Below are 13,525 nucleotides of genomic sequence, written 5' to 3' on the forward strand. Positions count from 1 at the left end.
AGTCTACCCGAAATGCAGACGCCCGGGCAGGGCCCGGGCGTCTGAACTGGCTGAGGTGGCGTCGATCAGTTGACCGCCGCGATCGCCTTGGCCAGGTAGGGCAGGTTCTCGTGGGAGAAACCGGCCACGTTGGCGCGGCCGGAGCGCACCATGTAGATGCCGAACTCGTCGCGCAGACGGTCGACCTGTTCCGGTGTCAGGCCGGTGTAACTGAACATGCCGCGCTGTTCGGCCACGCAGGCGTACTTCTCGTCCAGGCCGTAGGGCTTGAGGGCCTCGACGAAATCCCGGCGCAGGGTGTTGATGCGATCACGCATCTCGGTGAGCTCCTCGCGCCAGAGGGCGGCGAGCTCCGCGGAGTGCAGGATCTCGCTGACGATGGCGCCGCCGTGGGCCGGCGGGTTGGAGTAGTTCTCGCGGGCCACGATGGCGACCTGTGAGCGCACGTTCTCCATCTGCTCGGCGCTCCTGGCGACCATGATGAGGCAGCCGGTACGCTCGCAGTAGATGCCGAAGTTCTTGGAGCAGGAGCTGGTGATGATCACCTCATCGAGGTTCTCGGCCAGCAGGCGAACGCCGTAGGCATCCTCGTCCAGGCCCTCGCCGAAGCCCTGGTAGGCGAAGTCGACCAGCGGCAGCAGATTGCGCTCGCGAACGACTTCCAGCACTTGCTGCCACTGGGCCCGGGAGAGGTCGAAGCCGGTGGGGTTATGACAGCAGGCGTGCAGCAGCACCACGTCGCCCTCGGGGATCTGCTTGAGCGCGCCGAGCATGCCGTCGAAGTCCAGCCGGTTCTCGGCATCCACATAGGGGTACTTGTGCAGCGTCAGGCCGGCGGCCGGGAAGATGCCCAGGTGGTTCGGCCAGGTCGGGTCGCTGACCCAGACGTCCTTGCCGGGCAGCTGGTTGGCGATAAAGTCCGCCGCCAGCCGCAGGGCGCCGGTGCCGCCGGGCGACTGGGTCGCGCTGGCACGACCGGCCTCGAGCACCGGCGACCCCTCGCCCAGCACCATGGGCAGCACCGCCTGGCCGTACGCCGGCGCGCCGTGGGAGCCGATGTAGGTCTTGGTGGTCTCGTTCTTGAGCAGCAGGGCCTCGGCTTCCTTGACGGCGCGCATCACCGGGGTCGTGCCCTGGGCATCCTTGTAGACGCCGACGCCGAGATCGACCTTCTGAGGGTTGGTGTCCTTCTTGAAGGCTTCGATCAGACCGAGGATGGCATCCCCGGGAACCCGCTCAATGTGTTCGAACATTTATTTCGCTACCTCGTCGGTTCTGGCGGCAAGAATGAAGTCGTTGCGGTGCAGGCCCTTGATCTTGTGTGACCACCAGGTCACGGTGACCCGGCCCCATTCGGTCAGCAGGGCCGGGTGATGATCCGCCTGTTCGGCGAGCTCACCGACACGCTGGGTGAAGGCCAGCGCCTGCTGGAAATCGGAAAAGGTAAAGACCCGCTCGAGCTTCATGATGCCATCGCGCTCGACGATCTGCCACTCGGGCAGCTCGGCGGCGAGCCTCTCGACCTCCTCTTCCGTGACCCGTGGCGCGTCGCTGCGGCAGGCCTCGCAGGCCTGTTGGGAAAGCTGGCTCATGGTGTCTCCTCCAGATCGATGATGGTTCACTTCGCAAGGTCGTGCACCCGCGCCAGGCCGTCAAGCCGCGTGGTGCGCGGCCCAGTCGCGCACGTCGGCATAGGGGTAGCCCTCGAGGGCGCCGAATCCCGGTAGCTGCCTGGCCTTGATCCGGGTGAAGAGAGGGGTGGCGATGCCACATAGAAAGCGTGCCAGCAGGTCCGGCGTCATGGGGTGATCGTCTCCCTGATCGGCCAGGCGTTGCCGGAGCTCGCCGAGCAGCGCATCTGGCTGGCGGGTCGACAGCGGTTCACGCTCTGGCCCCCGGGGGAGACGCGCGGGTTGGCCGCGGCAGGCCGAACAGTGGCCGCAATGCTCGGGGGCCCGGTCATCGCCGAACCATTCGGCCAGGCGACGGCTCAGGCAGCGCTCGCTCTCGAAGAGTTCGAGCATGGCATGCAGACGGGCGATCTCGGCGGCCTCCTTGTCGCGAAAGTAGTCATGGAGCTCGTTGCTCAGCGCCTGGGGGTCTATATCGGGACTCAGTACCTCGAAGACCTCGGTGAGCTGGCGGCTCTGCAGCTCGAGCCAGCCCTTGTCGACGAAGTAGTCAAGCGCGGTGATGACCCGGCTGCGGGTGGTATCCAGGCCGCGCTCCCGGCCCAGCGCCTCCAGGCGGGTGAAGTCCAGGTCGTGCCAGGTGCGGGCCTTGTGCGAAGCATCGAGGATCGCCTGTACGAAGGCCTGGCGCTCGCCCTGGAAGCGGGCCACCAGGTTCTCGGGCTCGCACAGCAGCTTGAAACGGTAGTCGGCGAAATAGGCGTGTCGTGGACGAATGATGCCACGCAGTTCAAGCTGTACCAGCAGGGTCTTGAGCGGTAGCGGTCGTATATTGGCGTGCTGGGAGAGGGTGTTGAGCGTCAGCTCCCAGCGAGGCCCCGCACCTCGCAGCTCATCGATGACGCGGCGGATGCCGTGATGCTCCGGGGTGTCCCCGTAGACGAAGGTCTCCAGCACCCCCAGGGTGTCGTGGCCGGCCAGCATCAGGCAGCTGGAGGACCTGCCGTCGCGTCCGGCGCGGCCGATCTCCTGACTGTAGTTCTCGATCGACTTGGGCAGATCGAAGTGCACGACCGCACGGATATCGGCCTTGTCGATGCCCATGCCGAAGGCGATGGTGGCGACGATGCAGTCATTGTGGCCGGCCATGAAGTCGCGCTGGATCGCCTCGCGTTTCTCGGCATCCAACCCGGCGTGGTAGGCGGTGGCGCTGATGCCGGCCTTGCCCAGGTAGGCGGCCAGGCGCTCGGCGGTCTGTTGCAGGGTGACGTAGATGATGGTGGGGAAGGGCGAGCCGTCGCCACGTTGTTGCTGCATACGTTGTTGCTGCAGCCAGCTCGCCAGCGCCCGAGGGCGCGAATCCGCGGGGACCGGGGCCACCGTCAGGTCCAGGTTCTCGCGATAGAAGCCGGTTGCGGTGACGTCGCCTGCCGCGATGGCGAAGCGTTCGCACATGTCATCGATGACCCTGGGTGTGGCGGTGGCAGTGAGCAGCAGTGCCTGGGGAATCGCGAACTCCCGTTGGTAGTCGGGCAGCTTGAGGTAGTCGGGACGAAAGTTGTGGCCCCATTCGGAGATGCAGTGCGCCTCGTCGACCACCATCAACGATATCGGCACGCGGCGAATGAAGGCGCGGAAGCGTTCGTTCTTGAGGCGCTCCACCGAGATCATCAGGATGCGTATCTCGCCACGCTCGACCGCTGCCATCACCGCCGCGGCCTCATCGCGGCTCTGCCCGGAGTCGATGCTGGCAGCGGCAATGCCGTGGCGGTTCAGGAAGGCGAGCTGGTCCTGCATCAGCGCCAGCAGCGGCGAGATCACCAGGGTCAGGTGGGGCAGGTGCAGGGCGGGAAGCTGATAGCAGAGCGACTTTCCCGAGCCGGTGGGGAAGATGGCCGCCGCCGAGCGGCCGGCAATCACCGCCTCGATCACCGGCCGCTGGCCGAGGCGAAAGTCGGCGTAGCCGAAGAGGCGCCGCAGGGTGTCGTCGATCATGGTGAGTACAGCTTTACATGGATGAACGTCCAGTCTAGCCGCTGCGGGAGGAGAATGCGCCCCCGATTCAGGTCTCGGCCATGGCCTGATTGCGCCCCTTGTCCTTGGCCACGTAGAGCTGTCGGTCGGCGCGCTCGAGCAGTTGGCGGCGGTCTGCACCGACGCGATGCTCGGCGACTCCGATGCTGACCGTGACAGGGTGCGCCAGGTCGAAGTCATGCTTTGCGATGATGCGACACAGGCGCTCCGCCAGGGCCAGAGCCTGGTGGCGAGGCGTCAGGGGCAGCAGCAGGGCGAACTCCTCGCCCCCCAGGCGAGCCACCAGGTCCTCCTCCCGGAGGCTGTCGTGGCAGAGGCGTGCCACCCGGCGGAGCACCTCATCACCTTGCAGATGGCCGTAGGTATCGTTGACGCTCTTGAAGTGGTCGATATCCAGGATCATCAGCGACAGCGGCGTGGCATGACGATTGCTAAGGGAGACGGCCTCATCGAGGCGTGTCATCAGGCGGCGGCGATTGGCCAGTCCCGTCAGGTCGTCGGTATCGGAGAGGCGTCGCAGCCGTGCCTCCTCGGCGACCTGCTCGGAGATATCCATCATCATGCCGTGCCACAGCACGCCATCCTCGGACGGCGTCGGTCGGGCATGCAGGGCGATCCAGCGGAGTCCCCGCTGCTTGAGGCGCAGTCGAAACCGGGTGTTGAGCGGCGACTGCCAGCGCATGGAGCGCTCCAGTGCCGTCATCAGCCGTGGGTAGTCGTCATCCGACAGGCGCTCCAGTGCGGGGCGGGCATCCAGGGTGAGGCGTTCGGGGGCGATGCCGATCAGGCGGATGCCTGCCCCCGCCAGATAGGGAAAGTGCAGCTTTCCGGCGTGACTGCGGTGTAGCTGAAAGATAACACCGGGCAGTTGCTCGATCAGTGCCGTGTCGAACACCCTTCCGTCTGGCATGACTGCCGTTGACGTCATGCGGGGTCCTTTTCGTTTTCAGTGCCCTGCTGCGTACAGGAGCTAATATCGTTATAAGTGCCTACCGTCGAGACGCGGTCAGATCAAGCGGCCATTCTAGCGCAATCAAGCGCGTGTATTCGTCGGCGGGTGGTGGCTGGCGATGTAAGAGGTTGGCTACAAGTTCGGTTGTCTTGACCGACCTCGCCGCTGGCAGAATCACCTCGGGGCATCATAGCGTGCCGCGCGGTCCCGAGAGAAGGCGATCTGCCAGAGCTGCAGGTGGCGTGCCCGGAAGGCGCCGGCGCACACCGCGAGATAGTAGCGGAACATCCGTCGGGTACGCTCGTTATAGCGGTCGGCAATCTCGTGCCAGTGGTCGTCGACATTGGCCAGCCAGGCCATCAGGGTGCGGTCGTAGTCGGGGCCGAAGTTCTGCCAGTCCTCCATCAGCAGGTGTGGTTCGCTGGTACGGGCGATGTGCATCGCCGAGGGCAGCACGCCATTGGGAAAGATATATCTGTTGACCCAGGGGTCAGCACTGATCTCGGAGTGGTTGGAGCCGATGGTGTGCAGCAGGAAGAGACCCTCCGCCTCCAGCAGCCGTTCCACGGTGGCGAAGTAGGTGGGATAGTTGCGATGACCCACATGCTCGAACATGCCGATGGAGACGATGCGATCGAAACGTCCCGCCAGGTCACGATAGTCCATCAGCTCGATGCTCACCGGCAGCCCGGAGCAGCGCTCCTCGGCCAGTGCCGCCTGTTCCCGGGAGATGGTGATGCCGGTGACCTCGACGCCGTGGTGGCGTGCGGCATGTTCGGCGAAGCTGCCCCAGCCACAGCCGATATCGAGTACCCGCATGCCGGGAGACAGCTCGAGCTTTCGACAGGCAAGCTCGAGCTTGGCGCGCTGCGCCTCGTGCAGGGTGTCTGCCGTCTTCCAGTAGCCACAGGAGTAGCACATGGTGGGGTCGAGCATGCGTTCGAACAGATCGTTGCCCAGATCGTAGTGGGCCTCGCCGACGATATAGGCGCGCGCCTTGCTCTGCAGATTGAGGAACCCCGACTGGAGGCGGTACATGAGTCGCTCCGACGGGGTGTGGGCACGATCGCCGAGGCCGTGGCGAAGCAGTCGATAGGCCATCTCGTCGATGCGCTCGCACTCCCACCACCCATCCATATAGGCCTCACCGAGACCCAGGGTGCCCTGGTGCAGTACCCGGGAGAAGAAGTCCGGGTGATAGATCCGCAGGTCCTGAGGCGCGTCACCGTTGAGGCTGACGCCCGAGCCGTCGAGTAGCTGTTCGATGACTCGGCGGGCACGGGTATCGGGGAGGGCGGTGGGTCTGATTCGAGGGTCACTGGTCATGGCTGGCTCCGCATCCCATGGTCTCGCGTATAGAGCATAGTCGAGCCTGTCAGCGAGGTAAAAATCCGGCACAATACACGGCTTTGCCACTGCCTTGTGGCGTGGCGGCGACACCTCAAGCGATGGGCATGATATGACGACGACGCAACCCCGCATTCAGTGGCTGGGCCGCTGGGGCTTCGTGCTGGCGGCCACCGGTTCGGCGGTGGGCCTGGGCAATATCTGGAAATTCCCCTACATGACCGGCGAGTATGGTGGAGGTGCCTTCGTGCTGGTCTACCTGGCCTGCATCCTGGCGGTCGGGGTGCCCGTGATGATGGCCGAGATTGCCCTGGGACGCCGAGGGCGCGGCAGCCCGATCGATGCTGTGCGCCGGATGGCAGCCGAGTCGGGGCGGTCGGGGAGCTGGTCGCTGCTGGGCTGGATGGCGATGCTCTGCGGCTTCCTGATCCTCTGCTTCTATGTGGTCGTGGCCGGCTGGTCATTCGCCTATCTCTGGAAGATGCTCAGCGGTGGCCTGGCCGGTGGCAGCGTCGAGGACATGGTGGCCATCTTCGAGGCCAACAACGCCAGCCCCTGGAGCCTCGGCCTGTGGAGCACCCTGGTGACGGTGCTCACCATGGTCATCGTCGGCAAGGGGGTCCAGGGTGGCATCGAGAAGAGCGTCGGCTGGATGATGCCCGGCATGGTGGTGATGCTGCTGGTGCTGATCGTCTACGGCGTCTTCTCCGGCGGCTTTACGGATGCCCTGCGCTTCCTGTTTGTCTTCGACGCCGGCTCGCTCTCGAGCGAAGGGCTGCTGGCGGCGCTGGGCCATGCCTTCTTTACCCTGTCCCTGGCCTCCGGTGCCATTCTTACCTACGGCAGCTACCTGCCGGCGGAGGCTTCCATTGCACGCACCACGCTGACGGTGGCGGTGGCCGACACCCTGGTGGCGCTGATGGCGGGGCTGGCGATCTTTCCGGCGATCTTCGCCAATGGCATGGATCCCGGCGAGGGGCCCGGGCTGATCTTCATGAGTCTGCCCCTGGCCTTTCAGTCCATGCCGCTGGGCACCCTGTTCGGGGTGCTGTTCTTCGTTATGCTCTCCATGGCGGCCTTGACCTCGTCGATCTCCATGGTGGAGGCCACCGTTTCCTGGCTCTGCGACCGTCATGGGCTTTCGCGGCGAGCCGCGGCCTGGGGGGCGGGCAGCGTGCTCTGGGTCATCAGCACGCTGGCGATGCTGTCCTTCAATATTGGCGCGGACTGGACGCTGGCGGGCCGCCACCTCTTCGACTGGCTCGACTATCTGACGTCGCGCTGGCTGATGCCGCTGGGCGGCCTGGGCATGGCACTGCTGGCGGGCTTCGTTCTGCGTGCCGCGCCCATGCGTGATGAGTTGGGGCTGGCCTCTTCCTGGTATGCCCTGTGGCTGTTCATGGTGCGCTACGTCAGCCCGCTGGGCATCCTGGTAATCTTCGTCGATGCCCTGGGCATCGCTAGCGTGGAGTTCGCGGTTCACTGGCCCTGGCTGCTGGCCCTGCTGGTGATGCTCACCCTGGTGGGGGAGCTGGTCAGCCCTCGGCTCAGACGCTCGCTCCGCAACTGATGCTGGGCTCCCGGTCGCCTGCCCGCTCGCCCTCGGACCCGGGGGCGGGCTCTTCTCTTCGCGGTTATATGCTTGTGTCGAACGATAAGTAGAAAATGCCTGCCCCATAAATTACTTTGTGGAATAAAGTTCTGGTAATTTATGGGTGTCAAGGAATATGAAGCAAGAGCCGCCGCTATCCTCCGACCGGGCTCCCGGGCACGCCGGTCGTGTCAGTCTGGTGGGTGCCGGCCCCGGCGACCCGGAGTTGTTGACGATCAAGGCGCTTCGGCGCCTCGAGGCGGCCGAGGTGATCCTCCATGACCGCCTGGTGAGTGCCGAGGTGCTGGCCATGGCCAACCCCTTGGCACGGCGGTTGTATGTGGGCAAGGCACGCTCCGACCATAGTCTTCCCCAGGCCGGGATCAATCAGGCGCTGGTGGACTGGGCACACCAGGGCAAGCGAGTGGTGCGACTCAAGGGCGGCGACCCTTTCATCTTCGGGCGCGGCGGCGAGGAGCTCGAGAGTCTGGCGGCGGCTGGCATCGATTTCGAGGTGATACCCGGCATCACCGCGGCCTCGGGTTGTGCGGCCTATGCGGGTATTCCGCTGACCCACCGCGACCACGCCCAGTCGGTACGCTTCATCACCGGGCACCTGAAGAACGGCAGTGCCGAGCTGGACTGGCCGGCACTGGCGAGCCCCGGGCAGACCCTGGTGTTCTATATGGGGCTGCATAGCCTGCCCAAGATCTGTCATCAGCTGGTCGCCCACGGCCTGCCCGAGGAGACGCCGGTGGCCTTGATCGAGCAGGGCTCCACCGCCCGCCAGCGCGTGCACCGGGGGAGTCTTGCGGGGCTGCCCGAAGCCCTTGCCGCTGGTGGCCTGCAGCCACCAACCCTGATCATCGTCGGCGGCGTGGTGGCGCTGCATGATCGCCTTAGCTGGTTCGTGCCCTCGATGGCCGTTACCCCCGGCTGGGAGACCGCTCGGCGGCGCCCCTGATCGAGAGCCGTGCTCTCCTCGTTCTCTTCGTCATTGTTTGGATTTTTCATCATTGCCGAGGGCTCGCTGAAATTCGCGTTGCCAGCGAGCCAGCAGGGCCTGGCGCTTGAGCCGGTCGAGGCCGGCGAGCAGGCCGGGTCCCAGGTCGGGAGGGCGCAGGGCATCACCGAAACGCTCGCGCAACTGGGTGGCGGTTCCCGGGCCGCTCAGGGCGGGGTGGAGGGCGCCCAGGGTGGTGGCGTCTGCCAGGGTGCGCTGCCCCTCCAGACTCACCAGAAAGTCCATGAACAGGCTGGCGCTGGCCGGATTCGGGGCCTGGCGTGGAACGAAGGCCAGACGCTGGGTTACCAGTGTGTAGTCATCGGGGATGATCAGCGTGAGGTCGGGGTCATCCTCGACGACGGGGGCGGCGTAGCTGCCCAGGAGGTTGTAGCCGATCAGGAAGCGGCCATCCCGGAGTCCATCTAGCATCTGCGAGGTGGTCTCGACCAGCTGGGCGTCGACGTTGCCCAGGGCAGCCACGAGGTCCCAGTAGCGTGGCGAGAGTCGCGACTCCTCCATGGCGTAGGCATAGCCTGCGCCGCTGCTTGCCGGATCATAGGTGGCCACCCGGCCCGCCAGTGCCTCGGGATGTGTGGCCAGCAGCTCCAGCAGGTCGGCATGATTGCGCGGCGTGGCACCGATCTGCGCCAGTTCACGGTGCACGACCATGACGATGGGCTCGAAGGTGAAGGCGACCAGCTCGCGACGCCAGTGTGCCCACACCGGCCAGTCGTCGGGAATATGAGCTCGCAGAGGGCGGGCATGGCCGGCGTTGGCCAACGCGAACTGCCAGGGCATGGCCGAGGAGATCATCACATCGGCCTCACCAGGGTGTGCCAGGAAGCGTTCATGCAGGGCCAGGGTCGTCAGGTTTCGATAGGTGATATCGACCCCTGGGTGGCGTCGCTGGAAGGCTGCCAGCAGCGGTCGCGCCTGGGGCGGGTCGAGGGCGGCGTGAATCACCAGCGGTTGTCGCGCTATGGCGTCGTCGCTTGCGGTCAGGTGCAGGATCTGGGCGGCGAGAGCATGAAATGGCAGCAGGTAGAGCAGAGCAAGGAAGAAGCCTCGGGCGAGTAAATGACGGGTCACGATGCTGTCTCCGGAAATGTCAGTTCCACCCGCAGGCCGCGACCCGCTTCACCCTCGCTTAGCGAGAGTCTCGCGCCATGCTTGCGGGCGATCCCGTCGACGATGGCGAGTCCCAGCCCCGAGCCCTCACCGTCGTCGCGGCCACGATAGAAGGGGCGTAGTACCGCCAGTCGCTGCTCGGCCGAAATGCCCGGGCCGTCATCCTCGATGAAGAGCCGGGGAGGGTGGCTCAATACGCCGAGGGTGATACGGCGAGCGCCATAGCGGCGGGCATTGTCGATAAGATTGGTCATGGCTTCCTGGAGCTGCCAGTCGCTCGCCGCAACGAAAACCGGGGATGCCAGGCAGTCGGCACCCAGGTCGACACCCGCCTGGTGGCAGCTCACCCAGTGCGCGCGCACCGCCTGGCGTACGCAGTCGTTGAGGTCCACGGGGATGAGCTCGGGGCGCTGTTCGGGGTTGTCGAGACGGGTCAGCGAGAGTAGTTGCATGGCGAGCCGGGCGGTACGCTCGCTGGTGGTGTGAATCGTTTCCAGGGCCGCCCGCCACTGCTCGGGCTGCGTCTGGCGCAGGGCCAGCTCGGCCCGCGCCGAGATGCCGGCCAGGGGCGTGCGGAGCTGGTGAGAGGCGTCGCCGATGAAGCGCTCCTGGTTGGCGCGCACCCGCCGCATCCGCGCCAGCAGGTCATTGAGTGCCTCGCGCAGTTCGGCAAGCTCCCTGGGAAGTGCCAGGTCGAGCGGGGCCAGGGTTCGCGGGTCCCGCGTGCGGATGGCCTGGCGCAGGCGCGTCAGCGGCTTCAGCGCTCCGCGCACCGCCATCAGCAGGGTCGCTATCGCCAGCGCCCCCATGCCCAGGATGCCCGCCAGGTTGCCGCGCAGCAGCTCGAGGCGCAGGGCGTCACGTCCTTCGCGGGTGTGGGCAACCCTGACCTCGAAACGCTCCTTGCTGCGCCAGCCCTCGAGATGCGAGCGGCGAATGCCCTGGCGTAGACGCAGGCCCTGCCAGGCGATGTCACGATAGAGCAGGGGGCCTTCATCGGTGCCGTGGGTGTCGGCGATGGCAGGCAGCAGGGCATTGCCGGTAATGTGCCGGCCCTGCTGGTCGATCAGGCTGTAGAAGACACGCTCCTGGGCATCACCCGCGAGCATCTCTAGGGCCGCGGGGGGCAGGTCGAGCCAGAGACGCCCATCCTGCCACTGCACCTGCTCGGCGATGGCCAGGCTGGAGGCGTCGAGCAGGCGGTCATAGGCACGGTCGGCGGTGGCCCTGGCCTCCAGCCAGGCCTGCAGCAGCAGCAGGGCGCCCAATGTCAGCAGCGGCAGGGCCAGCCAGGCGAGCAGGCGTCCATACAGGCTGTGGGCGAGCGTCACGACCCGGTTTCCAGCAGGTAGCCCAGGCCGCGTACCGTTCTGAGGGAGAGCCGCTCGGTGGGGAGACGCTTGCGCAGGCGGTGTACATAGACCTCGATGGCGTTGTCACCCATCGGCTCGCCGCCGAAGGCCTCCTCGGCGAGTCGAGACTTCTCCACCGGTTCACCGGCGTGGCGCAGCAGGCAGGCCAGCAGCCGCTGCTCCCTCGGCGGCAGCGGAAAGGGCTCGCCGTCGAGGGTGAAACCGAGGGTGGTGGCGTCGAGCTCGAGCGGCCCCAGCGTCAGGCGAGTGGTGCGGGCATGGCGACGCAGCAGGGCCCGTACTCGAGCCTCCAGCTCATCCAGGGCAAAGGGTTTGCCCAGATAGTCATCGGCGCCCAGATCGAGGCCGCGGACACGATCGGCCACGGCGCCGCGAGCGGTCAATATCAGCACCGGCGTCTCCCGATCATGGCGGCGCAGTGCCTCCAGCACCTCGAGGCCTCCAGCGCCGGGCAGATTGAGGTCGAGCAGCACCAGATCGACGCCGTGGCCGGCGGTCGCCAGACACGCCAGCGCCGTATCGCCGTCGCTCAGGTGGTCGACCCGATGGCCCTCGCCACGCAGCAGCTCCAGCAGGGAGTCGGCCAGCAGGGCATCGTCCTCCACCAGCAGCAGCTTCATGACACCTCCTCGGCGTCGACTCCTCGCGGTCGACGCTCCAGGCTGGCGGCGGCCTTGACCAGGGCCTGGGAGGCCTGGTTGCTGTTTAGGCGCCCCTTCGGCCCCGAGAGGGCCAGCCAGCGCCGGGGGACGCCAGGCAGTTCGAGCAGTGGTTGGGTGACCATGATGCCGCCGGCGAAGGTGAGGCAGGGTGGCATGCCGGGGTCCAGGGGCCACCCCATGCCCGGATGCAGGTCATGACGCAGCGGAGTGGCGGGCAGGGAAGCGAGGCGGCACTCGACCGTCTCTCCGGTCTGCTCCAGCAGCGAGGCCGTCTCGCCGAGCTCCCTGGCCATCTCATCGAGGAGTGGCTGGACCCGGGCGGCGAGTCGTTGGGCGGGCGCCTGTCGGCGTGCCAGCCGCTCGGGGCTGTCGCCCAGTTGCCAGAGGCCATCGCTACCGCGCCGCACATAGTCGAAGCGGGCCAGCGAGCCGAGCAGCCGCAGCAGGGTGCTCTTGTAGAAGCCGGTGGCCTGGGCCAGTTCGGCGAGGCTCATGGCGGTGCGCTCTCCATCGAAGGCCTCCAGTACCGTCAAGGCGCGCTCGACGGCTTCCACGCGATCCTGGGCCATACTCGAGAATCTCCTTGGGGACGACACCGACATGTGAGGCGTTGCGGCACCGGCGGTGTCGTACTTTGGTCGCAATCCACCCGGGTGGTGTTGACGCCTCGGGTGGCGCCCACTAGCTTTCTACTCTGAAGAATGAAGTTCTGCCTTACGGAATTGTAAGCCAGATGACTGAACCCGGCAAGTGGCAGCACTCGGCAAGACGCCTGCTTTTGCTTTTACCCGACACAAGAAAGGGGACACCTTCATGTTGATCAAGACGTCGCTCAGCCTCGCCGCCGTCGCCGCACTGACCGTCGGCGCCGGAAGTGCCATGGCGTTCGAACCCGAGGGCAAGGTGGAGTGCATCGCGCCCGCGGATCCCGGTGGCGGCTGGGACTTCACCTGCCGCAGCGTCGGCAATGTCCTGCAGGACCTGGACCTGGTGCCCGGTAACGTTCAGACCCTGAACATGGCGGGGGCCGGCGATGGTGTGGCCTATGCCCATGTGGTGAGCAAGCGTGCCGGTGATGAGCAGCTGCTGGTGGCTGCCTCGACCGCCACCACGACCCGCCTGGCCCAGGGCCAGTTTCCGGGCATGGACGCCGACATGGTCAACTGGATCGGGGCGCTTGGCGCCGACTACGGCGTGATCGCGGTCGCCGCGGACTCCGAGTACCAGGACCTGCCGGCCCTGATGGAGGCGATCGACGAGGACCCCCGCAGCGTCAAGTTCGCCGGGGGCAGCGCCAAGGGCGGCTGGGACCATCTGAAGGTACTGATCGCTGCCGATGCCGCCGGTGTCGATGAGCTGCCGCGAATCCCCTACCTCTCCTACAACAATGGGGGAGAGGCGATGACCCAGGTGGTCGGCGGCCACGTGGATGCCTTTACCGGCGATATCTCCGAGGCCCAGGGTTTCATGGAGTCGGGGGATCTCAGGGTTCTCGCGGTGCTTTCCGAGGAGAGGCTGCCAGGAGAGTTCGATCAGATTCCGACCGCCATCGAGCAGGGTATCGAGGCCGTGGGCCCCAACTGGCGTGGCTTCTATATGCCCGCCGATATCTCCGACGCGTCCCGTGAGTACTGGCTCGAGGCCATGGATACCATCTATGAGAGCGACCAGTGGAAGGAGCTGATGGTCAGCAATGGCCTGATGCCGTTCCATATGACGGCCGAGGAGTTCGAGACCTTCGTCAAGGAGCAGATCGCCGATATCGAGCAGCTCTCCAGGGACATCGGGCTGATCCAGTGAG

12 protein-coding genes are annotated in these 13,525 nt (G+C 66.1%); 3 read left to right on the top strand and 9 right to left on the bottom strand.

The window, feature by feature from the left end; genetic code table 11:
- Positions 1-65 precede the first annotated feature (65 nt).
- The 5 genes from RM463_RS05485 to cfa all read right to left on the bottom strand — a co-directional run bounded on the left by RM463_RS05485 (position 66) and on the right by cfa (position 5,943).
- Complete coding sequence (locus RM463_RS05485; protein WP_311429287.1) at positions 66-1,253, bottom strand: amino acid aminotransferase; 1,188 nt, start codon at positions 1,251-1,253, stop codon at positions 66-68.
- The gene (locus RM463_RS05490; protein ID WP_311429288.1) at positions 1,254-1,592 is read right to left on the bottom strand and encodes a 4a-hydroxytetrahydrobiopterin dehydratase; all 339 of its coding nucleotides are present in this window, start codon (positions 1,590-1,592) and stop codon (positions 1,254-1,256) included.
- Positions 1,593-1,652: 60 nt separating this feature from the next.
- Positions 1,653-3,626, bottom strand: a complete 1,974-nt coding sequence (locus RM463_RS05495; protein WP_311429289.1) for a RecQ family ATP-dependent DNA helicase — start codon at positions 3,624-3,626, stop codon at positions 1,653-1,655.
- 67 nt (positions 3,627-3,693) lie between these two features.
- Positions 3,694-4,593, bottom strand: coding sequence for a sensor domain-containing diguanylate cyclase (locus RM463_RS05500; protein ID WP_311429290.1), 900 nt, complete (start codon positions 4,591-4,593; stop codon positions 3,694-3,696).
- A gap of 198 nt (positions 4,594-4,791) precedes the next feature.
- Positions 4,792-5,943: a cyclopropane fatty acyl phospholipid synthase gene (gene cfa / locus RM463_RS05505; protein WP_311429291.1), complete on the bottom strand. Its 1,152-nt coding sequence runs from the start codon at positions 5,941-5,943 to the stop codon at positions 4,792-4,794.
- A gap of 133 nt (positions 5,944-6,076) precedes the next feature.
- Here cfa and RM463_RS05510 point away from each other — a divergent pair, with 133 nt between their 5' ends.
- Positions 6,077-7,534 carry a sodium-dependent transporter gene (locus RM463_RS05510; RefSeq protein WP_311429292.1) on the top strand — a complete coding sequence of 486 codons (1,458 nt, stop codon included), beginning with the start codon at positions 6,077-6,079 and terminating at the stop codon, positions 7,532-7,534.
- Positions 7,535-7,691: 157 nt separating this feature from the next.
- Positions 7,692-8,519, top strand: a complete 828-nt coding sequence (gene cobA, locus RM463_RS05515) for a uroporphyrinogen-III C-methyltransferase (RefSeq protein ID WP_311429293.1) — start codon at positions 7,692-7,694, stop codon at positions 8,517-8,519.
- Between the two features lie 30 nt (positions 8,520-8,549).
- Here the strand turns inward: cobA and RM463_RS05520 are convergent, their stop codons facing one another.
- From RM463_RS05520 to RM463_RS05535, 4 genes are read right to left on the bottom strand one after another with little or no spacing between them, the layout of a single operon-like run.
- Positions 8,550-9,650, bottom strand: coding sequence for an ABC transporter substrate-binding protein (locus RM463_RS05520; protein WP_311429294.1), 1,101 nt, complete (start codon positions 9,648-9,650; stop codon positions 8,550-8,552).
- Entirely contained in the window at positions 9,647-11,020 is a 1,374-nt protein-coding gene (locus tag RM463_RS05525) for a sensor histidine kinase (protein WP_311429295.1), read from the bottom strand. Before RM463_RS05525 ends, RM463_RS05520 begins: the two co-directional genes overlap by 4 nt.
- Positions 11,017-11,682, bottom strand: a complete 666-nt coding sequence (locus tag RM463_RS05530) for a response regulator transcription factor (RefSeq protein WP_195689385.1) — start codon at positions 11,680-11,682, stop codon at positions 11,017-11,019. The genes RM463_RS05525 and RM463_RS05530 overlap by 4 nt, the downstream gene beginning before the upstream one ends.
- Entirely contained in the window at positions 11,679-12,293 is a 615-nt protein-coding gene (locus RM463_RS05535; RefSeq protein ID WP_195689384.1) for a helix-turn-helix domain-containing protein, read from the bottom strand. The genes RM463_RS05530 and RM463_RS05535 overlap by 4 nt, the downstream gene beginning before the upstream one ends.
- Before the next feature lie 244 nt (positions 12,294-12,537).
- On the opposite strand from RM463_RS05535, the gene RM463_RS05540 reads away from it, so the two are divergent.
- Positions 12,538-13,524 carry a tripartite tricarboxylate transporter substrate-binding protein gene (locus RM463_RS05540; RefSeq protein WP_311429296.1) on the top strand — a complete coding sequence of 329 codons (987 nt, stop codon included), beginning with the start codon at positions 12,538-12,540 and terminating at the stop codon, positions 13,522-13,524.
- Position 13,525: the final 1 nt, after the last annotated feature.

The organism is Halomonas sp. LES1, assembly GCF_031846005.1.
GTDB lineage: Bacteria > Pseudomonadota > Gammaproteobacteria > Pseudomonadales > Halomonadaceae > Halomonas.